We start from the raw sequence: 20,788 nt of genomic DNA on the forward strand, positions 1-20,788 counted from the left end.
GCCGCACCCCCCGCGTCAGGACGGCGGGGCGGCCGCTACCATCCGCGGCATGAACGACGACGTGCGCAACATCGTGCTCGGGGTGGTGGCCACCGCCGTCAGCGGTGGTTTCGGCTGGTTCGCGCGGACGTACCTGTGGCGCCGGGCCCTGCGCCGCAAGCAGGCCTTCTTCGGGCTGCCGACGGGGGCGGACTGCCTGTTCGTGGCGAACCGCCAGATGGGCGGCACGGAATCCTCGCTGCACCGCAACGACGCCTTCGCCCTGCTGGAGATATCCGCGCTGATAAAGGACTGCGGGGCGACGGTGCAGATCGTCACCCACGAGGCGCGGCAGGGCTTCGGCGAGCGCGCCGAGTTCTGCGTCGGCGGTCCCGCCTCCAACTCCCGTACGGTGGCCCACCTGCACTCGCTGCTGCCGGGCGTCCGAGTCGACCTCTCCTCCGAATCCGGCCCGGACCGGGGGTCGATCGCCGTCGGCGGGGAGACGTACCGCTGGGAGCCCGGCCTGGTCGAGTACGTGCTGCTGGCCCGGCTGACGACCGGTCAGGGGTCGCGGCCGGTGTTCCTGCTGTCGGGGCAGACCGCCAACAGCAACCAGGCGGCGGCGCGTTACCTCGCCAGGCACCACCGGACGCTGGCGCGCGACCACCGCGGGAAGTCCTTCTGCCTCCTCCTGAAGGTGATCAACTCCGATGCCTACGGGCCGGACGTGACGGAGCTGGTGGCGGACGTCACCGCCGCGGCCCGGACACGCGCAGCGGCAGCCGGGTGATGCCGTTGATGAAGTTGGAGACCAGCCGGCGGGGCGGGCCGGCGAGTTCGGGTGCGGGCATCGCCGTACGCCACTCCTCGTAGAGGGTGCGCAGCTGGAGCCGGGCGAAGTGGGCGCCGAGGCAGACGTGCGGGCCGTCGCCGAAGGAGACGTGCGGGTTCGGGGAGCGTGCGGGGTCGAGCCGTTCCGGGTCGGTGAAGACGCGCTCGTCGTGGTTGGCGGAGGCGTGGAAGACCACCACCTTGTCGCCGGCGCGGATCGGGGTGCCGGCGAGTTCGGTGTCGCGGGCGGCGGTGCGGCGGAAGCTGAGCACCGGCGGGTGGACGCGCAGGAGTTCTTCCACGGCCGGGGCGAGGGGGGCGCGGCCGTCGGCGAGGCGCCGGTAGGCGTCGGGGTTCCCGGCCAGGGCGAGGAGGCCGCCGGGTGCGGCGCTGCGTACGGTGTCGTTGCCGGCGACGGTGAGCAGGAAGAAGAACATCTCCAGTTCGGCGGGGTCCAGTCCGGCCTGCGCGAGGGCGGTCATCACGTCGTCGCCGGGGTGGGCTCGCTTGTACGCGGCCAGTTCGCGGGCGTAGCCGAACATCTCGCCGAGCAGGGCCGGGGAGCGCGGGTTCAGCGGTTTGCCGTCGGGGCCGCGGAGCGGCTCGGGGGCGTCCTCGGGGTCCTGGTAGCCGATGACGCGTACGGTCCACTCCAGCAGCAGGGCCCGGTCGGCGGGCGGGACGCCCAGCAGGTCGGTCAGGTTGAGCAGGGCGTACTCGTCGGTGACGGCGCGCACGACGTCGGCGCCGCCGTCCTCGGCGCCGTCGCGGGCGGCGGCGAGGAGGGTGCGGGCGCGCTCGCGGGCCCGGTCCGCGAAGGCGTCGACCCGGGCGGGGGTGAAGGCGCGGGAGACCAGGCGGCGCAGCCGGCCGTGGTCGGGCGGGTCCTGGTTGAGCATGGTGCTGCGCAGGAACGGCAGGTCGGCGGGGTCGGGGTCGCGGATCTGGGTGGCGCCGAGCCAGGAGGAGTACGCGGTGTGGTCGCGCAGGACGCGGACGACGTCGGCGTGCCGGGTGACGGCCCAGAAGCCGGGCCCGGCGGGCCATCCCCCGAGTTCGGGCTCCTCCTGCCAGGCCACCGGGTGCCGCTCGCGCAGCAGCCGGTAGCGCTCGTGCGGGACGCCCTCGGCGTACACGCGGGGGTCGAAGACGTCGGGGATGCCGGTGGGCCGGGCGGCGCGTTCCATGGTCCCCACGGTGGCGGGACGGCGGGCGCCGCCGCAAGGGGCCGTCGGACAGGTCCTAACCGGCTGGGCCCGCGGGTTCGCAGCGGGCCGCGTCCAGGGCGGTGTCGGTGCCGCGCAGCACCACGTCGAAGGCCGGGGCGAGGGTGGACAGGGCGCTGCACACGAGCTGGCGGCGGGCGGTCGGGTCCAGGTCGGCGACGGGGAAGGGGAGCCGCGCCTCCACCCGGTCGCGGGCGGTGAAGCCGACGCCGATCTCCTCCAGTCGCCTTCCCTCGACCGGGGGCAGCCGGGTGCCGAGCCCTGCCTCCAGTTCCGGGGCCCCGGGGCCGCCGAGGAGTCCCGTCAGGCTGCCCCGGGGGCCGTCGCGGGTGTGCTCGGGCTGCGGCGAGGGGACCAGCCGTCCCTCGGGGGTGACGAAGTAGGCCATCGAGGTGCGGGCGGGGGCGGCGACGGCCACCTTGGCGGCGGCACCGCTCTCCACGACCCCGGTCGGCTTGATCCCGCAGGCGGTGAGCAGCAGCGCCGGGCCGAGCAGGGCGGCGGCGGCCGCCAGGGTCCGCGTCCGGCTCATACGGCGGCCTCCAGGGGCATGTCGAGGGTGAACACCGCTCCCCCGCCGGGGCCGTTGGCGGCGCTCAGGGTGCCGCCGTGCAGGCGGACGTTCTCCAGGGTGATGGCGAGGCCGAGGCCGCTGCCGGCGGAGCGGGCGCGGGCGGCGTCGGCCTTGAAGAACCGGTCGAAGATGTGCGGGAGCACCTCCTCGGCGATGCCCGGTCCGCTGTCGGCGACCTCCAGCAGCAGGCGCGGCCCGCCGGGGTGCTCCTGGGTGCGTACGGCGACCCGTACGGGGGCCTGGCCGTGCCGCAGGGCGTTGCCGACGAGGTTGGCCAGGACCACGTCGAAGCGGCGCGGGTCCAGGCGGGCGCGGATCCCTTCGGGGAGGTCGGCGGTGACCCGGTCGTCGTCCCAGCGGCGGCGCTCCAGGGTCTTGCCGACGGCCTCGGCGACGTCCACGTCGTCGAGGTTGAGTTCGGCGGCGCGGGCGTCGAAGCGGGAGATCTCCATCAGGTCCTCGACGAGGACGGCGAGCTTCCCGGTCTCGGCGCTGATCAGCCGCAGGGCCTTGGCGGTGTCGGGGTCGAGGCCGGCGGCGTCCTCGTCGAGCACTTCGGTGACGGCGAGCATCCCGGCGAGCGGGGTGCGCAGTTCGTGGGAGACGTCGGCGGCGAAGCGGCGGGCCCGGGCCTCCGCCTCCCGCAGCTCGGTGACGGACTCCTCCAGGGCGCCGGCGGTCTCGTTGAAGGTGCGGGCGAGCCCGGCGAGTTCGTCGGCGCCCCTGACGGTGATGCGGGTGTCGAGGCGGCCCCGGCCCAGGTTCTGTGCGGCGCGGCGCATGTCGCGCACGGGGCGCAGGACGCTGCGCGCGGCGAGGAGGGCGGGTACGAGGGAGATGGCCAGGCCCGGTACGGCGCCCTGTTTGGCGGCTTCGACCATGGCGTCGACGGTCTGCTGTTCGCTGGTGAGCGGCATGACGGCGTAGCCGGTGACGCCGGTCGGCTCGCGGTTGCCGTTGCGGGTGAAGACGGCGGGCATGCCGATGGTCAGGTAGGGCTCGCCGCGGCCGTCCTCCACCCGCTGGAAGGCCCCGTGCGGGTTCGCCGCGACCTGGTCGCGCAGCTTCTCGGTGAGGACGGCGGAGGTGGTGGGGGTGCCGTTGGAGGAGGCGCGCAGGGTGCCGTACTCCCCGTAGACCACCCAGGAGTGCGGTTTGCCGCGCTTGCCCAGGTCGTTGACGAGCCGCTGGAGCTGCTGGCGGTCCATGGGCAGGCTCATGCCCTGGCCTTCCAGCTGGTCGCGGAGGGTGCTGACCGCCGTGTCCTGGCTCTGGGTCAGCACGGCCCGGCGGGCCTGCCGGTAGGTGAGGGCTGCCGTGCTGACGGCGCAGATCGTGGCGACGAGCAGGAACGCGGCGATCAGCCGGGTCCGCAGCCCCAGCGGCGGGAGGCGTCGCACTAGAGCGGGCCGAAGCGGTAGCCGAAGCCCCGCACGGTCTGTATGTAGCGGGGGTGGCGGTCGGGGTCCTCGACCTTGTTGCGCAGCCGGCGCACGCAGGCGTCCACGAGCCGGGCGTCGGCGTGGTAGCTGTGCTCCCACACGTACTCCAGCAGCTGCTGCCGGGAGAAGACCTGTTCGGGTGAGGCCGACAGGTGGAGCAGGAGCTTGATCTCGCTGGGCGCGAGGGCGATGCGCTCGCCGTTCTTGGCGACGGTCAGCCCGGCGCGGTCGATGGCGAGTTCGCCGTGGCGTTCCACGCCGGGCCGGCCGCCGGGGCCCTTGAGGCGGCGCAGCACGGCCTTGACCCGGGCCTCGATGATCTCGGTGCGGGCGGGTTTGACGATGTAGTCGTCGGCTCCGGCCTCCAGGCCGACGACGATGTCGAAGTCGTCGCCGCGCGCGGTGAGCATGATGATCGGGACCTGGTTGGTCTCCCGGATCCGGCGGCAGACCTGTACGCCGTTGATCCCGGGCAGCATCAGGTCCAGCAGGACCAGCTCGGGGCGGAATCCGCCGATGAGGGCCAGCCCCTCCTCGCCGGTCGCGGCGGCACTCACCTCATGGCCGCGGCGGCGCAGGCCGAGGCCGACCCCTTCCCGGATGGAAGGGTCGTCCTCGATCAGCAGTACGCGTGGCATCCGGTCAGTATTCCAGGGTGGTTCATGTGCTTTCCTCCCGCTATCGGCCGACCTTCCGGCGCAGGGAGTCCAGCAGGTCGGTGATCTCCGCCAGGCGCAGCGGCCGGGCGAGGAGTACGACGACCAGGGCGAGCGCGGCGGTTCCCGCTCCGGCCGCGGCGAAGGAACCGAGGCCCTCGGCGGCGCGGGCGGCCGCGTACGCGGCGCCGGCCGCGGGCAGGCAGGCGGCGAACAGCCGCAGGTGGGTGGAGACGGCGGTGGTGCGGGCCCCGCCGCGAGCGCCGAGCCGCCGGGAGAGGGCGTACGCGGTGACGGCGGCGCCCCCGATGAAGGCGAGGGAGGTGGCGGCGGCCATGCCGGTGACGGCCCAGCGCACCGGCAGCAGCTGGTAGGCGGCGTACGAGAGTCCGGCGTTGAGGGCGACGATGACCAGGTTGAGGAAGAAGGGGGTGCGGGTGTCGGAGAGGGCGTAGAAGCCGCGCGCCAGCACGTACTGGGCGGAGTAGGCGACCAGGCCGGGGGCGAAGGCGGCGAGCATGCCGGCCATGGCCCCGACCTCGGCGGGGGTGACCTTGCCGTATCCGGAGACGCAGTCCATCACCCAGGGGGCCAGCGCGGCGAAGAGCGCGGCTGCGGGGACCACGAGGGCGGCGCTGGAGCGCAGCGCGTACGAGACGTCCTCGCGGACGGCGGTCAGGTCGCCGTCGGCGGCGGCCGAGCTCATCCGGGGCATGAGGGCGGTGACCAGGGAGACGGTGATGATGCCCTGGGGGACGATCCACAGCTGGTAGGCGCTGGTGTAGGCGGCGTAGCCGAAGCCGGGGGCCTGGTCGCCGACGGTGGTGGAGAGCTTGGTCACGACCCAGTAGGCGATCTGGTTGGTGAGGACGAGCACCACCAGCCAGCCCGCGTTGCGCAGGGGGCGGGTGAGGCCGCTGCCGCGCCAGTCGAAGCGGGGGCGCCAGCGGAAGCGGGCGGCGCGCAGCGAGGGGACGAGTGCGAGGGCCTGGATGACGATCCCCGCGGTGGTGCCGATGCCCAGCAGCCGGGTGTCCGCGGCGCTGAGGGCGTCGCGGCCGCCGCCGGAGGTGTGGAGGAAGAGGCCGAAGACCCCGATGATCACGATGTTGTTCAGGACCGGGGTCCACATCATCGCGCCGAACCGGCCTCGTGCGTTCAGCACTTGTCCGAGCAGGGTGAACAGCCCGTAGAAGAGGATCTGCGGGAGGCAGAAGCGGGCCAGCGCGATGACGGTGCTCCGCTGGGCGTCCGTGTAGGAGGCGGGGGTGTACGCGTCGATGATCAGTGGGGTGGCGAGGACGGCGGCGGCGGTGAGCGCGAGGAGCGCCACGGTGCAGGCGGTCAGCAGCCGGTCGGTGTACGCGGCCCCGCCGTCGCGGTGCTCCTTGGCGGCGCGGACCAGCTCGGGGACGAAGACGGCGTTCAGCGCGCCGCCGACGAGCAGCATGTAGATGATGTTCGGGACGGTGTTGGCGACGGTGTAGCCGTCTCCGAGGAATCCGGCGCCCAGCGCGGCGAGGACCACGGCGGAGCGGACGAAGCCGGTGGCGCGGGAGACGACGGAGCCGGCGGCCATCAGCGCGCCGCTGCGCAGCACCGAGGTCTTCGCCGGGGCTTCGGCCGCCGCCATCGCGGGTGCCGGGGCCGTCGGCGGCGGGCCGGTGGGGGCCGCGCCCGGTGCCGCGCTGCTGGTGGATCCGTACATCGGGGTCTTTCCCTTCGCCGAGCCGAACGTGGAGGGTAACCCGGGCGCCGGGTCCGGGTGAATTCGTGTCCCGGTAGGGTCCTTTGACCCCAGCCCCGGAGCCGAAGGGCCTTTTCCCGTACCGGACCCGCCCGTTGGCCAATTCCGGACGGCCGGATTCCGTAACGCGTCCCCGAATGTGACCGGATGGCAACAGTTCCGCTGCGGCTCATGTCACAGCGCATCTCGGGATTTCTTCAGCCGAATGCGCAACCTAATGTTGCCGCGTTCGCTCCTTACCTGTGGACGACCGTTATTTCGGAGGGGTTTTCGTTGAGCCGTACACGCCGCACCGCACTTCCGCGCCGCCGCACCCGTCACGCGACGCTGGCGGGCACCGCGCTGCTCACCCTCGCGCTCAGCGCCTGCGGGGGCGGCGGCTCCGACGGGAAGGCGGGCGGCGGCGGCAAGGGGGGCGGGACGGAGAAGGGCCCGGACATGGCGATCTCGGTGAACCTCACGGGCGACCAGGTCAAGGCCGGCGAGCCGGTGAAGGTGACCCTCGCCGACGGCAAGTTCTCCCTGGTCAAGGTGGTCGACGGCAAGGGCGGGGAGCTGGCCGGGCAGATATCCGCCGACGGCCGGACCTGGACCTCGGAGCGCAACGCCTCCCCCGGCACCGACTACAAGGTCCAGGCGCAGAACACCGCCAGCCAGAGCGCGAGCACCCAGTTCAAGACCTCGCCCGCGGACAAGGTGAACAAGGTCTCCATCAACATCCCGAAGGGCAGCACGGTGGGCGTCGCGATGCCCGTCTCGCTCGTCTTCGACAATCCGGTGAAGAACAAGGCCGAGGTCGAGAAGCAGCTGAAGGTCACTGCCTCGAACGGCACCGAGGGTTCCTGGGGCTGGTTCAAGGACTATTCCGGGAAGGACCGGGTGGACTGGCGGCCGAAGGAGTACTGGAAGTCCGGCACCGACGTGAAGGTCGACATGAACCTGAACGGCGTGGACTCCGGATCCGGCGGCGGCCTCTTCGCCCGCGATTACAACACCGAGTTCAAGATAGGCAAGGACCGCCGGATGGAGGTCAGCCTCGACTCGAAGAAGATGTCGGTGACGGAGGACGGCCAGGCGGTGAAGTCGATCCCGGTCTCGGCGGGCACGCCCGGCGGCCAGAAGGCCTCCTGGTCCGGGAAGATGGTGCTGATGTCGAAGGAGGGCACCATCCGGATGGATTCCCAGACGGTGGGCCTGGGCGACTCCTACGACAAGATGGTCGACTACTCGATGCGGCTGACCTGGTCGGGCATGTACGCGCACGCCGCACCGTGGAACGCCGCGAACTTCGGCCGCGCCAACAGCAGTTCGGGCTGCGTGGGCATGAGCGACGCCGACGCGAAGTCCTTCTACGAGCGGGTACAGGTCGGCGACCCCTTCGAGGTGGTCGGCAGCGGTTCCAAGGGCAACGCCGACCTCGGCAACGGGTACGGCGAGTGGAACCTGTCGTGGGACCAGTGGAAGGCGAAGAGCGCCCTGGCCGGCGGCGGCACCCAGCAGGGCTGACCGAAAGGCGCTGCCCGACCCCGCCCCAATTGTTACCGCTACGTAACTTACTCACGGGTTACCCTGAGTAAGCCCCTCCCGTTACCGTCGGGTCACTTTCGGACACCGGCGCACGCGAGGAGCGATCGATGAGAGCCCGCCCCACCACCGCAGCGGCCGTGGCCGCACTGCTGGCGGCGACCGCCCTGGGCCTGGCCCCCCACCAGGCCCAGGCGGCCCCCGCCGCCACCTCGCAAACCGACGCGTCCCCACAGGTGCGCTTCCACGACATCCCCGGCTCCGGCGGCATCACCCTCAAGGGCAACGTCTTCACCCCGGCCGGCGCAGAACCCGGCCGGAAGTACCCGATGGTCGTGCTCCCCACCAGCTGGGGCATGCCGCAGATCGAATACGTCGCGCAGGCCAAGCAGCTGGCCGACTCCGGCTACGTCGTGGTCAGTTACACCTCGCGCGGCTTCTGGCTCTCCGGCGGCCGGATCGAGACCGCCGGTCCGGCGGACATCGCCGACGTCTCCGCCGTCATCGACTGGGCCCTCGCCAACGCCCCCGCCGACCCCGGCCGCATCGGCCTCGGAGGGGTCTCCTACGGGGCGGGCATCAGCCTGCTGGCCTCCGCGCACGACCCGCGCGTCAAGGCCGTCGTCGCCCTCAGCGGCTGGGCCGACCTCATCGAGTCCATCTACTCCGGCCGTACCCAGCACCTCCAGGCCGCCGGGATGCTCGGCGCCGCCGGCTACCTCACCGGCCGCCCCGGGCCCGAACTCCAGCAGATCCTGGGCGACTTCCTCGGCTCGAAGCTGGAGAACGAGCAGGCGATGATCGACTGGGGGAAGAAGCGCTCCGCCTCCGAGCAGGTCGACCGGATCAACGCCAACGGCACCGCGATCATGCTGGGCAACGCCTGGGGCGACACCGTCTTCCCGCCCAACCAGTACGCGGCGTTCTTCGAGAAGCTCACCGGCCCCAAGCGCCTGGAGTTCCGCCCCGGCGACCACGCCACCGCCGAGGCGACCGGCCTGCTCGGCCTGCCCAACGACACCTGGACCAACGCCCACCGCTGGTTCGACCGCTACCTCAAGGGCGACCGCAACGGGGTCGACGCCGAGGCCCCGGTGCAGATCAAGTCCCGCAGCACCGACGGGTACGAGGGCTACGCCGACTGGAAGTCGGTCGGCTCCGGCGGCACCGAGAAGCTCCCCCTCGCCGACAGCGAGCACGTCTGGGCGAACGTCGACTCCGGCGCCAACGGCGGGATCCTCTTCCTCTCCAGCATCCTCGACCAGTTCGCCAAGGCCCCGCCGACCGCCTCGGTCCCGCTGCTCCCCCGCGCCTTCGCCGCCGTCTGGCAGTCGCCGCGCTACGCGGAGGAGCGCCGGATCCGGGGCACCGTACGCCTGCACACCACCGTCACCCCCACCAAGGGCGACGGCACCTTCGTCGCCTACCTCTACGACGTCGGCCCGCTCGGCATCGGCAAGCTCGTCAGCAACGCCCCGTACACCTTCCACGGGAAGACCCCCGGCCAGGCCTTCGGGGTCGACCTGGACCTGTTCTCCACCGCCTACGACGTGCCCGAGGGCCACCGCCTGGCCCTCGTCGTCGACACGGTCGACCCGCTCTACATCGAGCACAACCCCACCGGCGCGCAGCTGACCTTCTCCTCGCCGCGCACCGATCCCTCGTACGTCTCGGTGCCGCTGCGCGAGCAGTGATCCGCGGCCGCTGCCGGGGGGCGTCTATCTCCCCGGCAGCACGGTGCCGGGTTCGGCGGGGGCGACCTCGACGGCCCTGGTCTTCAGGCTGCGCCGCTCCCGCCGCGCGACCCAGGTGGCGAACCAGGACAGCAGCATGCACATGCCGATGTAGATCGGCGAGATGATCATCACGACGGGGATGAAGGGCAGGTCGTAGTCCAGGTTGGAAGCGATCAGCTTGCCCGCGTGCAGAAACTCCTCGTAGGTGATCAGGAAGCCCAGCGAGGTGTCCTTCAGGGCCACCACCAGCTGGCTGATGATCGTGGGCAGCATCGCCCGGACGGCCTGCGGCGCCAGCACGAAGGTCATCACCTGCGTCTTGCGCATGCCGAGCGCGTACGCCGCCTCGCGCTGGCCCTTCTCCACTGCGTTGATGCCCGTGCGGAAGACCTCGGCGAGCACCGACCCGTTGTACAGGGTCAGCCCCGCCACCAGCGCGGGCAGGGGCTGGACCTTCAGCGCCACGAAGATGAAGAAGATCATCACCAGTACCGGCATGGCCCGGAAGAACTCCACGCACAGCGTCGCGATCCAGCGCAGGGGACGGTGTGCCGAGAGCCTGCCGGTCGCGAGCACGGCGCCGAGCGCCAGCGAGAGCACCGAGGCGTACGCGAAGGCCTTCAGGGTGTTGCCGAGCCCCTTGAGCAGCAGCTCCTGGATGCCCTCGTACTCGAAGGGGCTCCACTTGGCGGCGGTGAACTGGTCGGTGTCGAAGAGGAGGTAGAGGATCCACGCCAGCAGGCCGAGGATCAACGCCGTCGAGGCGATCCCGTAGAGGAAGTGGCGGCGCTGGGCCCGGGGGCCGGGCAGGTCGTAGAGGGCGGTGGACTCCAGGTCCCCGTGCAGCGCGTGCGCGGTCATCGGGCCACTCCGTAGCGCTTCTCCAGCACGTTGAAGACCGCGCTGATGGACAGGGTGATGATCAGGTAGCCGACGGCGATCCAGACGAAGGTCCAGACGATGCTGTAGCCCAGCTCGTTGAGGGTCTTGTACGTGCCCAGCAGCTCGGTGACGCTGAAGGCGCCGGCGATCGCGGAGTTCTTCGCGAGCGCGATCAGCGTCGAGCCGATGGGCGGGATGACGGAGCGGAAGGCCTGCGGCAGCACCACCGTGCCCAGGGTCTGCCCGAAGGACATGCCGAGGCTGCGCGCGGCCTCGCCCTGCCCCTTGGGCACGGTGTTGATGCCGGAGCGCAGCGCCTCGCAGATGAACGCCGAGGTGTAGCAGCCGAGCGCGAGGACGGCGAACAGCTGGAAGGGCAGGACCAGCCCGAAGCGCGGCAGGCCCAGCAGTACGGCGAAGAAGAGCAGGGTGAGCGGGGTGTTGCGCAGCACGGTCACCCATACCGTGCCGAAGACCCGGAAGGAGCCGACGGGCGCGACGCGGAAGGAGGCCATCAGGAAGCCGAGGACCAGGGCGACGAGGGAGGCGTAGACGGTCAGCTCCACGGTGCCGAGGAAGCCCTTGCCGTAGAGCGCGAAGTTCTCGGTGAGTACGTTCATGGGGGTGCGCTCTCCCTTCAGCCCGCCGGGTAGCGGTCGATGGCGGGCGGCTTGGGGGCGGGCTGGCCGGAGAGGCCGAGCGTGGCCTCGTAGGCCTTCTTCCAGTCGCCGTTCTTCTCGTCGGCCTCCAGGGCGTCGTCGAGGGCGAAGCGCAGGGCGCTGTCGCCGCGGGGGACGCCGATGCCGTAGGGCTCCTCGGAGAAGGGCTTGCCGACGACCTTGAGCTCCTCGGGGACCTTGGCGGCGTAGCCGAGGAGGATGGAGTCGTCGGTGGAGACGGCGTCGACCTGGTAGGTCAGCAGGTTGTCCACGCAGACCGAGTAGGTGTCGTAGGCGACGAGGACGGCCTTGGGGAACTCCCGCTGGAGCCGCTGGTAGGGGGTGGAGCCGGCGGCGGAGCAGACCTTCTTGCCGTCGAGGTCCTCGGGTCCCTTGATGTCCTTCTCGTTCCTGCGGACGAGCAGGGACTGGCCGGCCATGAAGTAGGGACCCGCGAAGCCGACCTGCTTCTTGCGGTTGTCGTTGATCGTGTAGGTGCCCACGTAGTAGTCGATCTGGCCGTTCTGCAGGGCGGTCTCGCGGTTGGCGGAGGCGATGGTCTTGAACTCGATGGTCTTGGGGTCGAAGCCGAGCGAGGCCGCCATCATCTTGGCGATCTCGATGTCGAAGCCGGAGTAGCGGCCGCTCGCGGGGTCCTTCTCCCCCATGTACGGCTGGTCCTCCTTGACGCCGACGACGAGGCGGCCGCGCTTCTTCGCCTTCTCCCAGGTACGCGACTGGGGCAGCGAGAAGCCGGTGTCGACCTTGTAGACGGGCAGGTCCTCGGGCTGGGGGCCCTTGACCGGGGGGCTGCCCGACTTGCCGCATGCGGCGGTCGCGAGGAGCAGCGCGGCCAGGGCGAGTGCGCGCAGGGTGTGCTTCATCGGGCCGCCCCTCAGTGCTTGAGGATCTTGGAGAGGAAGTCCCGGGCGCGGTCGCTCTCGGGGGCGGTGAAGAAGGCCTCCGGGGTGCGGTCCTCGATGATCCGGCCGTCGGCCATGAAGACGACGCGGTTCGCGGCGGAGCGGGCGAAGCCCATCTCGTGGGTGACCACGACCATGGTCATCCCGTCGCGGGCGAGCTGCTGCATGACCTCGAGCACCTCGTTGATCATCTCCGGGTCGAGGGCGGAGGTGGGCTCGTCGAAGAGCAGCGCCTTGGGGTTCATGGCGAGGGCGCGGGCGATGGCCACGCGCTGCTGCTGGCCGCCGGAGAGCTGGGCGGGGAACTTGTCGGCCTGACTGGCGAGGCCCACCCGGTCCAGGAGCTCCCGGGAGCGCTTGTCGGCGTCCTCCTTCTTGCGCTTCCTCACCTTGATCTGGGCGAGCGAGACGTTGGCCAGGACGGTCTTGTGCGCGAAGAGGTTGAAGGACTGGAAGACCATGCCCACCTCGGCGCGCAGGCCCGCCAGCTCCTTGCCCTCGGCGGGCAGGGGCCGGCCGTCGAGGGTGATGGTGCCGGACTCGATGGTCTCCAGCCGGTTGATCGTTCGGCAGAGGGTGGACTTGCCTGACCCGGAGGGCCCGATGATCACCACCACCTCCCCGCGGCCGACGGTGAGGTTGATGTCCTGGAGGACGTGCAACTTCCCGTAGTGCTTGTTGACGTCCCGCAGCTCGATCAACGGATCGACGGCCATACGCTGCCCTGCCCACTTGTCGGTGTGTCGAGGTCAGCGCAAACTATCCAGCCGTCGGGGGGACTTCACCTCGACACGCCAAAAAGGTACAGAAAGTACATTGACGTACATTGGCCCTTCGTTCAGCCTTCGGAGGCCTCGGCGTAGGCCTGGCTGAGCTCCGGGGAGCCGGTCATCGCCCAGGACAGCCCCGACTCGATCACGTTGAGCTCCCGCCCGGACGCGAGCCTGATCACCGGCTGACCGTTGGGCCAGACCTGCCAGCCGGCGCCCGGCAGGCTGCGCAGGATCACGGTCCCGAGGTAGAAGCCGGCGTCGTTGCCCAGCCAGGGCACCGCCTCGGGGTCCCGGCGCCAGCGCGGCATCAGCTGGTCCAGGGCCTCCAACGAAGCCGGGGTCTGGTCGAGTTCCAGCCCGGCCGCCCTCGCCTGGGACCGCAGCATCTCGCACTCCGAGAACAGCTCGGCGACGCCCTCGGGATCATCCGCGAGGGCGGCGGCGAGCCCCGCACCCTGTTCCGTTTCGTGCCGGTTCAGCCAGTTGGCCAGGAAAGGGATGTTCATACCGACCAGCCTGGCACCAGGATCCCCGGCTGGCCACAGGGCGCGCCTTGATCCGTCCGTCTTCTAGATGTCGAGGTCGACGACGACGGGGGCGTGGTCGGAGGCGCCCTTTCCCTTGCGCTCCTCGCGGTCGACGTAGGCGTCCTTGACCGCCTTCGCGAAGGGCTCGTTCCCGTACACCAGGTCGATGCGCATGCCCCGGTTCTTGGGGAAGGCGAGCTGGCGGTAGTCCCAGAAGGTGTACGGGCGGTCGTACTTGAGCGCGCGCGGCATGACGTCGGCGAGCCCGGCGGCGCGCAGCGCCTCCAGGGCGGCCCGCTCTGCGGGGGTGACGTGCGTGAGGCCCGCGAAGACCGCCGGGTCGTAGACGTCCTCGTCGGTCGGCGCCACGTTGAAGTCGCCGAGGACCGCGAAGGGGCGGGTGCCGGACGCGTCCTCGGCGATGGCGGTGGTCAGGGCGCCGAACCAGTTCAGCTTGTAGCCGTAGTGGTCGTGCTCGACCTCGCGGCCGTTGGGCACGTACACGGACCAGACGCGCACCCCGCCGCAGGTGGCGGAGATGGCGCGGGGCTCCTGGACCCCCTCGTAGTCGGGGCCGTCCGGCAGCCCGACGACGACGTCCTCCAGCCCGACGCGGGAGAGCAGGGCCACGCCGTTCCACCGGCCGGTGGCGTTGACGACCGACTCGTAGCCCAGCTCGCGCAGCTCGGCGGCGGGGAACTGCTCCGCGGAGCACTTGGTCTCCTGGATGCACAGCACGTCCGTGCCGGAGCTCTCCAGCCAGGCCAGCAGCCGCGGCAGCCGGGCGGTGATCGAGTTGACGTTGTACGTGGCGATACGCATGCACACCAACCTACCGCCCGGCACCGACAGTCAGAGCGCGGCGCTCTCACCTGCGCCGAGGCGGCTGTGCGGGGCGCCGCCGAAGTGGTCCAGGGCGAAGTCGTAGACGGGACGGGCGATGTCCGACAGGTAGGCGTCGTGGATGTCGACGGCCCGGGCCGGCTTGACCTCGCGGACGTAGTCGATCACCTCGGCGACCTTGTTCCACGGCGCGTGCACGGGCAGCATCAGCGTCTCCACCGGGACGCCGGGCACGGTCAGCGCGTCCCCGGGGTGGAAGAGGGAGCCGTCGACGAGGTAGCCGACGTTCGTGACCCGCGGGATGTCCGGGTGGATCACGGCGTGCAGCTCGCCGTGGACCTGGACCTCGAAGCCGGCGGCGGTGAAGGCGTCGCCGTGGCCCACGGTGTGCACCCGGCCCGGGTAGGCGGCGGCCATCCGGTCCGCGACGCTGCGCAGGGTCCACAGGGCGGCGGCCGGGTTCGCGTCGAGCGCCGCGCGCAGCCGGCCCTCGTCGAAGTGGTCGGGATGCTCGTGGGTGACCAGCAGGGCGTCCGCCCCGAGCCCCGCGTCCGGTTCGCTGAAGGCGCCCGGGTCGATGACGAGCACGCGCCCGTCCTTCTCCAACTGGACGCAGGAGTGCAGCCGTTTGGTGAGCTTCATGATCCCACCATAGGCCGGGACGGGCCGGCCCTACGGCACGGTCGTGGAGACGACGTAGACGCGGGGGGCCGACGGGTTGGTGGAGTCGACGGTGATGTCCCGGGTGGGGCGCGGGTCCTCGGCCTCCAGGGTGACCCCGGACCACTTGTGCTGCGGGCTCCAGCTCCAGCCGGCGACCCCGGCGTCGCGGTCGGAGACCGACACCCCGGGGGTCAGGGCGTCCCTGCTGGTGCCCACGCCGGCCAGGAAGGCGTCCAGTTCCGCGGGGGTCACCTGGAACTGCACGTACAGCCGGCTGGTGTGCCAGTTGTTGGTCTCCAGGTAGCCGACGTGGGAGGCCATCATCGGGATCGGCACCTCGTAGATGCCGCGCTGCACCTTGGAGGGCCAGTCGGTGCGCACCTTGACCGCGCCGACCCGGGCGGCCTTGTCCTTGCCGCTCTCCCGGCTCTGCTGGGCCGAGACGAACAGGTAGCCCGCCGGGACCCCGATGAGCAGCACGATGATGATCGCGGTGACCCAGCGGCGCCGTACGGTGCGCCGGCGGCCCTCGCGCTCCTCGGCGGTGGGCGGCTGCGTACCGCCCGCTTCGGGCGAGGAGGCCTGGCGGGGCAGGGAGGGCGGTGTCACTGCTGTTCCTGATCCTTGGGGTCCGTGGGGCCCGCGGCGCCGCGCCGGCCCAGCTGCGCGTAGCGCTCGTGCCGCTCGACGCGCCGGCGGGTGGCTCGGCGGAAGCGGCGGGCGACGAGGCGGGCGAGGTCGGCGGCGCCGACCATGCCGGCCTCGGGGCCGAGCTGGGCCTTGGCGATGCGGGCCTCGGGACGGTAGCCGCGGCCGGTGAGGTGGCGGCGGAACGCGTCCCGGGCGGGGCCGATCAGCAGGTCGTCGGCGGCGCTGACGCCGCCGCCGATGACGAAGCAGGAGGGGTCCAGGGCGGCGGCGAGGTTGGCGATGCCGACGCCGAGCCACTGTCCGATGTCCTGGAGGAGCTCGACGCACATGGCGTCGCCCTCGCGGGCCAGCTCGGTGATGAGGGGGCCGGTGATCTCGTGGACGTTGCCGCCGACCTTCGCGATGATGTTGTACGCGACCGGGGAGTCGGCGGCGGCCAGCTCGCGGGCCTCGCGGACCAGGGCGTTGCCGGAGCTGTACTGCTCCCAGCATCCGCGGTTGCCGCAGGGGCAGCGGTGTCCGCCGGGTACGACCTGCATGTGGCCGAACTCGCCGGCCACCCCGAAGCGGCCGCGCTTGACCTGGCCGCCCTCCAGGATGGCCCCGCCGATGCCGGTGCCCAGGGTGATCATGACGAGGTGGTCCTCGCCGCGGCCGGCGCCGAAGCGCCATTCGGCCCAGGCGGCGGTGTTGGCGTCGTTGTCCACCATGACCGGGACCGCGAGCCGGGACTGGAGGGCGTCGCGCAGCGGCTCGTCGCGCCAGGCCAGGTGCGGGGCGAACAGGACGCGGGAGCGGTCGGCGTCGACCCAGCCGGCGGCGCCGATGCCGACGGCGTGCACGTCGTGCCGGTCGGAGAGGTCGAGGACCAGCTCGACGATGGTGTCCTCGACGACCTTGGGGCTCTTGGACTTGTCCGGGGTCTCGGTGCGGATCTTCTCCAGGATGACCCCGTCGGCGTCGACCACGCCGGCCATCACCTTGGTGCCGCCGATGTCGATGCCGACGGTCGGGACGCGCGGGGCGGTGCGCAGGGAGCGGCGCTCACGGGTCCCGACGGTCCGCAGGACGGTGCCTCGCGCCGCCCCCCGGTGGGCGAGCGTGAAGTCCCGGTACGTGCTCATCGAGTCGTTTCGTCCCTGTCGGTGGCCGGATCGGATGGGGTGGTCGACCCTGATTCTGCCACCCGCTCCAGCTCGTGGCTCAGCTCGTCCAGCTCCGAGCCGCCCGCCATCTGCCGGGTGAGCTCGTCCAGGGTGATCGAGTCGCGGGTGTGGCTGCCCGCCATGGCGCCCCGCTTGAGGAGCACGAAGCGGTTCCCGACCAGGTACGCGTGGTGCGGGTTGTGGGTGATGAGGACCACCCCGAGGCCGGCGTCGCGGGCGGCGGCGACGTACTTGAGGACCACGCCGGACTGTTTCACGCCGAGGGCGGCGGTGGGCTCGTCCAGTACGAGGACCTTCGCGCCGAAGTACACGGCGCGGGCGATGGCCACGCACTGCCGCTCGCCGCCGGAGAGGGTGCCGATCGGCTGGTCGACGTCGCGCAGGTCGATGCCCATGCGCAGCAGCTCGGTGCGGGTGGTCTCGCGCATGAAGTCGACGTCGAGGCGGCGGAAGGGGCCGCGGCCCTTGGTGGGCTCGGAGCCGAGGAAGAAGTTCCGCCAGACCGGCATGAGGGGGACGACGGCCAGGTCCTGGTAGACGGTGGCGATGCCGTGGTCGAGGGCCGCGCGCGGGTTGGCGAGCCCGGTCTCGACGCCCTCGATCTCGAAGCTGCCGGCGTCGTGCCGGTGCAGCCCCGCGATGATCTTGATGAGGGTGGACTTGCCGGCGCCGTTGTCGCCGAGCACGCAGGTGATCTCGCCGGCCGACACCTCCAGGGAGACTCCCCGGAGGGCGCGGATGTTGCCGTAGTACTTGCTGACGTCCGTCAGCTTCACCAGTGGCGTGCTCATGCCCGCGCCTCCGCCCGCTTGCGGACCCATGCGTTCAGCAGCGTGGCGAGCAGCAGCATGGCGCCCAGGAAGAACTTGAACCAGTCCGGGTTCCACTGCGCGTAGACGATGCCGTTGCTGGTCATGCCGAAGATGAAGGCGCCGACGGCCGAGCCGATCGCGGAGCCGTAGCCGCCGGTCATCAGACAGCCGCCGATGACGGCCGCGATGATGTAGAGGAACTCGTTGCCGACGCCCTCGCCGGACTGGACGACGTCGAAGGAGAAGAGGATGTGCTGCCCGGAGATCCAGGCGCACAGCGCGACCCCCATGTAGAGGCCGATCCGGGTCTTGACGACCGGGACGCCGGTGGCGCGGGCCGCGTCGGCACCGCCGCCGACGGCGAAGATCCAGTTCCCGGCGCGGGTGCGCAGCAGGATCCAGGTGGCGACGGCGACCAGCACCAGCCACCACAGGATGGTGACCTTGAGGGTGACCGAGCCGACGTTCCACTGCGAGGCGAACAGGGCCCGGGCGGAGGAGAAGCCCTCCATGTCGGCGATGGTCTTGGTGGAGACCGAGCCGCTGATCAGCTTGGTGAAGCCGAGGTTCAGTCCGGTCAGCATCAGGAAGGTGCCGAGCGTGATGATGAAGCTCGGCAGCTTGGTGCGGGTCAGCATGAACCCGTTGAAGAAGCCGATGGCCAGGGTGACCAGCAGGGAGACGAGGACGCCGACCCAGACGTTGGCGGTCATCTGGTAGCTGAACATCGAGCTGAACAGCGCCGAGGTGGTGACCATGACGCCGGCCGACAGGTCGAATTCGCCGCCGATCATCAGCAGGGCCACCGGGACCGCCATGATGCCGATGGTGGAGGCCGAGTACAGGACCGTGCTCAGGCTGGAGGGCTTCAGGAAGCTGTCGGCCGCGAAGCAGAAGAAGACGAAGACGGCGGCGGCGCCGACGACCGCGCCCAGCTCGGGGCGGCCCAGCAGCCGCCGGACGTACGAGGTGGGCGCGAGCCGTTCGTCCGCGGCGGGGGCGGCGGGGGTGCTCATCGGCTGCCCCGCTTGATGTACTCCTCCAGCTTGGCGGCCTCGGCTGCGGTGACGATCTGCGGGCCGGTCAGCACCGGGCGGCCGCCGCCGAGGACGTCCGCGTTGTAGCGGTAGAGCCAGAGCAGGTCCACGGCCTCGTAGCCCTGGAGGTAGGGCTGCTGGTCCACGGCGAAGCCCAGCGCCCCGGACTTCAGGTCGCGGGCGACGGACTCGTTGAGGTCGAAGGTGTCCACCTCGGCCTTGCTGCCCGCCGCGTCCTTCGCCTTGACGGCGGTGGGGGCGAAGGGCGCGCCGAGGGTGACGATGGAGTCCACGGAGGGGTCCGCCTGGAGCTTGGCCTGGACGGCCGCCTGGACGGAGGGCATGTTGGTGCCCTCGACGTACAGGTTCTCCATGGAGCCGCCGAAGGTCTTCTTGGCGCCGGCGCAGCGCTGCTCGTGGCCCACGTTGCCCTGTTCGTGCAGGACGCAGACGGCCTTCTTCTTGCCGCGCCTGGTCAGCTCGGTGCCGACGGCCTCGCCCGCGATCTCCTCGTCCTGCCCGATGTGGGTGAGGGCGCCGTACTCGGCGGACTGGGCGGAGCCGGAGTTGACCGTGACCACCGGGATGCCGGCCTTGACGGCCTTGCCGATGACGTCCTTGAGGGCCTCGGGCTTGGCGAGGCTGACGATGATCCCGTCGACCTTCTGGTCGATGGCGTTCTGCACGAACTGGGCCTGCTGCTGCGCCTGGTCGTCGTGGGAGTAGACGAAGTTGATGTTGTCCTTCGCCGAGGCCTCCTTGGCGCCCTTCTGCACGATGTCCCAGAAGGTGTCGCCGTCGCCCGCGTGGGTGACCATCGCGAAGGTCCAGCGCGGCGTGGACACGGCGGGCCGGCCCGCCTGCGCGGCCTTCGCCCGCTCCTCGGCGCGCTTGCCGCCCGTGCTGCTGCAGCCCGCGAGGGAGGCCCCCAGTACCGCCGCGAGCACGGCGCCGACGACGCGTACCCCTGTCCGAACCCTAGCCACGTCCCCGTGCCCTTCCCTCGTCCGTCATCAATCGGTCATTCCGGTTTCAGCCGCCCAGTATCCGCCACAGTGGACCATGAAGGGTCATCGGGGCATGCGCGGGCAGATTGACAGGTCCCCCGTACGGGGTCACGTTGAGTGCATGCGCATCGGGCTGATCGGAACGGGCCGGATCGGCTCCTTCCACGCGGCCGCACTGGCCCGCCACCCGGATGCCGGCTCGCTGCTGCTGGCCGACGCCGACCCCGGGCGGGCCGCGCGGCTCGCGGACCGGCTGGGGGCCACCGCCGCTCCGGCGGTCGACCAGGTCTTCACCTGGGGCGTGGACGCCGTGGTGGTGGCCTGTTCCACGGAGGGCCACGCCGACCTGGTGGTACGGGCGGTGCGCGGCGGGCTGCCGGTGTTCTGCGAGAAGCCGCTGGCCCCGGACCTGGCCCGCACCCTGGCCGTGCTGCGCGAGGTCGGGGCGGCCCGGGGGCTGCTCCAGGTCGGTTTCATGCGGCGCTTCGACGCGGGCTGCCGGACCGCGCGGGAACTGGTCCGTTCGGGTGCCCTGGGGCGGCTGCACACCGTGCGGACGATGACGGCCGACCCGGCTCCGCCGCCGGCCGAGTACCTCGCGGCCTCCGGGGGCCTGTACCGGGACTGCCTGGTGCACGACTTCGACATGGTCCGCTGGGTGACCGGGCGCGAGGTGGTCGAGGTGTACGCGGTCGGCGCCGACGCGGGTCCGGCCCGGTTCCGGGAGGCGGGGGACGTGGACACCGCCGCCGCGGTCCTGACCCTGGACGACGGGACCCTGGTCACCAGCACCGGGACCCGCTGCAACGGCGCCGGGTACGACGTGCGGATGGAGCTGGCCGGGGAGCTGGACCAGGTCTCCTCCGGGCTGGACGACCGTACGCCGATCGCCTCGACGGAGCCGCACGGCCCGCCCCCGGCGAGCAAGCCCTGGACCGGCTTCCTGGAGCGGTTCGCCCCCGCCTACGAGGCCGAGCTGGCGGCGTTCGTACGCCTGGTGCGCGGCGAGGGGGACAACCCCTGCGACGGGCTCCAGGCGCTCGCCGCGTTCCGGGTGGCCGAGGCCTGCGAGCGCTCCCGGCGGGAGCGCCGGCCCGTACGGCTGGAGGAGCTCCCGGACCTGTAGC

21 protein-coding genes are annotated in these 20,788 nt (G+C 71.5%); 4 read left to right on the forward strand and 17 right to left on the reverse strand.

Annotated features, from left to right (window positions below):
• Positions 1–49 precede the first annotated feature (49 nt).
• Positions 50–772, forward strand: a complete 723-nt coding sequence (locus ACZ597_RS16365; RefSeq protein WP_471329878.1) for a hypothetical protein — start codon at positions 50–52, stop codon at positions 770–772.
• Here the strand turns inward: ACZ597_RS16365 and ACZ597_RS16370 are convergent.
• From ACZ597_RS16370 to murJ, 5 genes are read right to left on the reverse strand one after another with little or no spacing between them, the layout of a single operon-like run.
• Entirely contained in the window at positions 732–2,000 is a 1,269-nt protein-coding gene (locus ACZ597_RS16370) for a cytochrome P450 (protein WP_471329880.1), read from the reverse strand. The genes ACZ597_RS16365 and ACZ597_RS16370 overlap by 41 nt on opposite strands.
• Positions 2,001–2,055: 55 nt before the next feature.
• Entirely contained in the window at positions 2,056–2,571 is a 516-nt protein-coding gene (locus tag ACZ597_RS16375) for a hypothetical protein (RefSeq protein ID WP_471329883.1), read from the reverse strand.
• Positions 2,568–4,013, reverse strand: coding sequence for an ATP-binding protein (locus ACZ597_RS16380; protein ID WP_471329886.1), 1,446 nt, complete (start codon positions 4,011–4,013; stop codon positions 2,568–2,570). Before ACZ597_RS16380 ends, ACZ597_RS16375 begins: the two co-directional genes overlap by 4 nt.
• Entirely contained in the window at positions 4,013–4,693 is a 681-nt protein-coding gene (locus ACZ597_RS16385) for a response regulator (protein ID WP_471329889.1), read from the reverse strand. Before ACZ597_RS16385 ends, ACZ597_RS16380 begins: the two co-directional genes overlap by 1 nt.
• A 40-nt stretch (positions 4,694–4,733) precedes the next feature.
• Complete coding sequence (gene murJ / locus ACZ597_RS16390) at positions 4,734–6,419, reverse strand: murein biosynthesis integral membrane protein MurJ (protein WP_471329892.1); 1,686 nt, start codon at positions 6,417–6,419, stop codon at positions 4,734–4,736.
• A gap of 312 nt (positions 6,420–6,731) precedes the next feature.
• Here murJ and ACZ597_RS16395 point away from each other — a divergent pair, with 312 nt between their 5' ends.
• Together ACZ597_RS16395 and ACZ597_RS16400 are read left to right on the forward strand one after the other, a co-directional pair.
• On the forward strand, positions 6,732–7,964 hold the full coding sequence (locus ACZ597_RS16395) for a L,D-transpeptidase (RefSeq protein WP_471329894.1): 1,233 nt from the start codon (positions 6,732–6,734) through the stop codon (positions 7,962–7,964).
• Positions 7,965–8,092: 128 nt separating this feature from the next.
• Positions 8,093–9,676 carry a CocE/NonD family hydrolase gene (locus ACZ597_RS16400; RefSeq protein WP_471329897.1) on the forward strand — a complete coding sequence of 528 codons (1,584 nt, stop codon included), beginning with the start codon at positions 8,093–8,095 and terminating at the stop codon, positions 9,674–9,676.
• Between the two features lie 24 nt (positions 9,677–9,700).
• Here the strand turns inward: ACZ597_RS16400 and ACZ597_RS16405 are convergent, their stop codons facing one another.
• From ACZ597_RS16405 to ACZ597_RS16460, 12 genes are all read right to left on the reverse strand, one after another.
• Positions 9,701–10,579: an amino acid ABC transporter permease gene (locus ACZ597_RS16405; protein ID WP_471329900.1), complete on the reverse strand. Its 879-nt coding sequence runs from the start codon at positions 10,577–10,579 to the stop codon at positions 9,701–9,703.
• Positions 10,576–11,220, reverse strand: a complete 645-nt coding sequence (locus tag ACZ597_RS16410; RefSeq protein ID WP_471329904.1) for an amino acid ABC transporter permease — start codon at positions 11,218–11,220, stop codon at positions 10,576–10,578. Before ACZ597_RS16410 ends, ACZ597_RS16405 begins: the two co-directional genes overlap by 4 nt.
• A 17-nt stretch (positions 11,221–11,237) precedes the next feature.
• Positions 11,238–12,143: a glutamate ABC transporter substrate-binding protein gene (locus ACZ597_RS16415; RefSeq protein ID WP_471329907.1), complete on the reverse strand. Its 906-nt coding sequence runs from the start codon at positions 12,141–12,143 to the stop codon at positions 11,238–11,240.
• A gap of 11 nt (positions 12,144–12,154) precedes the next feature.
• The gene (locus tag ACZ597_RS16420; RefSeq protein ID WP_471329910.1) at positions 12,155–12,898 is read right to left on the reverse strand and encodes an amino acid ABC transporter ATP-binding protein; all 744 of its coding nucleotides are present in this window, start codon (positions 12,896–12,898) and stop codon (positions 12,155–12,157) included.
• Positions 12,899–13,020: 122 nt separating this feature from the next.
• Positions 13,021–13,461 carry a DUF6278 family protein gene (locus tag ACZ597_RS16425; RefSeq protein WP_471329912.1) on the reverse strand — a complete coding sequence of 147 codons (441 nt, stop codon included), beginning with the start codon at positions 13,459–13,461 and terminating at the stop codon, positions 13,021–13,023.
• 63 nt (positions 13,462–13,524) lie between these two features.
• Complete coding sequence (locus ACZ597_RS16430; protein WP_471329914.1) at positions 13,525–14,304, reverse strand: exodeoxyribonuclease III; 780 nt, start codon at positions 14,302–14,304, stop codon at positions 13,525–13,527.
• A gap of 30 nt (positions 14,305–14,334) precedes the next feature.
• Positions 14,335–14,967: an MBL fold metallo-hydrolase gene (locus ACZ597_RS16435; RefSeq protein WP_471329917.1), complete on the reverse strand. Its 633-nt coding sequence runs from the start codon at positions 14,965–14,967 to the stop codon at positions 14,335–14,337.
• A gap of 30 nt (positions 14,968–14,997) precedes the next feature.
• Entirely contained in the window at positions 14,998–15,597 is a 600-nt protein-coding gene (locus ACZ597_RS16440; protein ID WP_471329919.1) for a hypothetical protein, read from the reverse strand.
• Positions 15,594–16,763 carry an ROK family glucokinase gene (locus tag ACZ597_RS16445; protein WP_427713111.1) on the reverse strand — a complete coding sequence of 390 codons (1,170 nt, stop codon included), beginning with the start codon at positions 16,761–16,763 and terminating at the stop codon, positions 15,594–15,596. The genes ACZ597_RS16440 and ACZ597_RS16445 overlap by 4 nt, the downstream gene beginning before the upstream one ends.
• Complete coding sequence (locus ACZ597_RS16450) at positions 16,760–17,596, reverse strand: ATP-binding cassette domain-containing protein (RefSeq protein ID WP_471329924.1); 837 nt, start codon at positions 17,594–17,596, stop codon at positions 16,760–16,762. The genes ACZ597_RS16445 and ACZ597_RS16450 overlap by 4 nt, the downstream gene beginning before the upstream one ends.
• Positions 17,593–18,633: an ABC transporter permease gene (locus ACZ597_RS16455; RefSeq protein WP_471329926.1), complete on the reverse strand. Its 1,041-nt coding sequence runs from the start codon at positions 18,631–18,633 to the stop codon at positions 17,593–17,595. The genes ACZ597_RS16450 and ACZ597_RS16455 overlap by 4 nt, the downstream gene beginning before the upstream one ends.
• Positions 18,630–19,640, reverse strand: coding sequence for a sugar ABC transporter substrate-binding protein (locus ACZ597_RS16460; protein ID WP_471329929.1), 1,011 nt, complete (start codon positions 19,638–19,640; stop codon positions 18,630–18,632). The genes ACZ597_RS16455 and ACZ597_RS16460 overlap by 4 nt, the downstream gene beginning before the upstream one ends.
• Positions 19,641–19,782: 142 nt before the next feature.
• Here ACZ597_RS16460 and ACZ597_RS16465 point away from each other — a divergent pair, with 142 nt between their 5' ends.
• On the forward strand, positions 19,783–20,787 hold the full coding sequence (locus ACZ597_RS16465) for a Gfo/Idh/MocA family protein (RefSeq protein WP_471329932.1): 1,005 nt from the start codon (positions 19,783–19,785) through the stop codon (positions 20,785–20,787).
• Position 20,788: the final 1 nt, after the last annotated feature.

The sequence above is a fragment of the Streptomyces sp. NPDC040718 genome (genome assembly GCF_055593565.1).

Excerpts from the sequence above, each read along its gene's own strand:
- ACZ597_RS16365 (WP_471329878.1), top strand. The coding sequence starts at position 50 with ATGAACGACGACGTGCGCAACATCGTGCTCGGGGTGGTGGCCACCGCC.
- ACZ597_RS16370 (WP_471329880.1), bottom strand. The coding sequence starts at position 2,000 with ATGGAACGCGCCGCCCGGCCCACCGGCATCCCCGACGTCTTCGACCCC.
- ACZ597_RS16375 (WP_471329883.1), bottom strand. The coding sequence starts at position 2,571 with ATGAGCCGGACGCGGACCCTGGCGGCCGCCGCCGCCCTGCTCGGCCCG.
- ACZ597_RS16385 (WP_471329889.1), bottom strand. The coding sequence starts at position 4,693 with ATGCCACGCGTACTGCTGATCGAGGACGACCCTTCCATCCGGGAAGGG.
- murJ (WP_471329892.1), bottom strand. The coding sequence starts at position 6,419 with ATGTACGGATCCACCAGCAGCGCGGCACCGGGCGCGGCCCCCACCGGC.
- ACZ597_RS16400 (WP_471329897.1), top strand. The coding sequence starts at position 8,093 with ATGAGAGCCCGCCCCACCACCGCAGCGGCCGTGGCCGCACTGCTGGCG.
- ACZ597_RS16405 (WP_471329900.1), bottom strand. The coding sequence starts at position 10,579 with ATGACCGCGCACGCGCTGCACGGGGACCTGGAGTCCACCGCCCTCTAC.
- ACZ597_RS16410 (WP_471329904.1), bottom strand. The coding sequence starts at position 11,220 with ATGAACGTACTCACCGAGAACTTCGCGCTCTACGGCAAGGGCTTCCTC.
- ACZ597_RS16415 (WP_471329907.1), bottom strand. The coding sequence starts at position 12,143 with ATGAAGCACACCCTGCGCGCACTCGCCCTGGCCGCGCTGCTCCTCGCG.
- ACZ597_RS16420 (WP_471329910.1), bottom strand. The coding sequence starts at position 12,898 with ATGGCCGTCGATCCGTTGATCGAGCTGCGGGACGTCAACAAGCACTAC.
- ACZ597_RS16425 (WP_471329912.1), bottom strand. The coding sequence starts at position 13,461 with ATGAACATCCCTTTCCTGGCCAACTGGCTGAACCGGCACGAAACGGAA.
- ACZ597_RS16430 (WP_471329914.1), bottom strand. The coding sequence starts at position 14,304 with ATGCGTATCGCCACGTACAACGTCAACTCGATCACCGCCCGGCTGCCG.
- ACZ597_RS16435 (WP_471329917.1), bottom strand. The coding sequence starts at position 14,967 with ATGAAGCTCACCAAACGGCTGCACTCCTGCGTCCAGTTGGAGAAGGAC.
- ACZ597_RS16445 (WP_427713111.1), bottom strand. The coding sequence starts at position 16,763 with ATGAGCACGTACCGGGACTTCACGCTCGCCCACCGGGGGGCGGCGCGA.
- ACZ597_RS16450 (WP_471329924.1), bottom strand. The coding sequence starts at position 17,596 with ATGAGCACGCCACTGGTGAAGCTGACGGACGTCAGCAAGTACTACGGC.
- ACZ597_RS16455 (WP_471329926.1), bottom strand. The coding sequence starts at position 18,633 with ATGAGCACCCCCGCCGCCCCCGCCGCGGACGAACGGCTCGCGCCCACC.
- ACZ597_RS16465 (WP_471329932.1), top strand. The coding sequence starts at position 19,783 with ATGCGCATCGGGCTGATCGGAACGGGCCGGATCGGCTCCTTCCACGCG.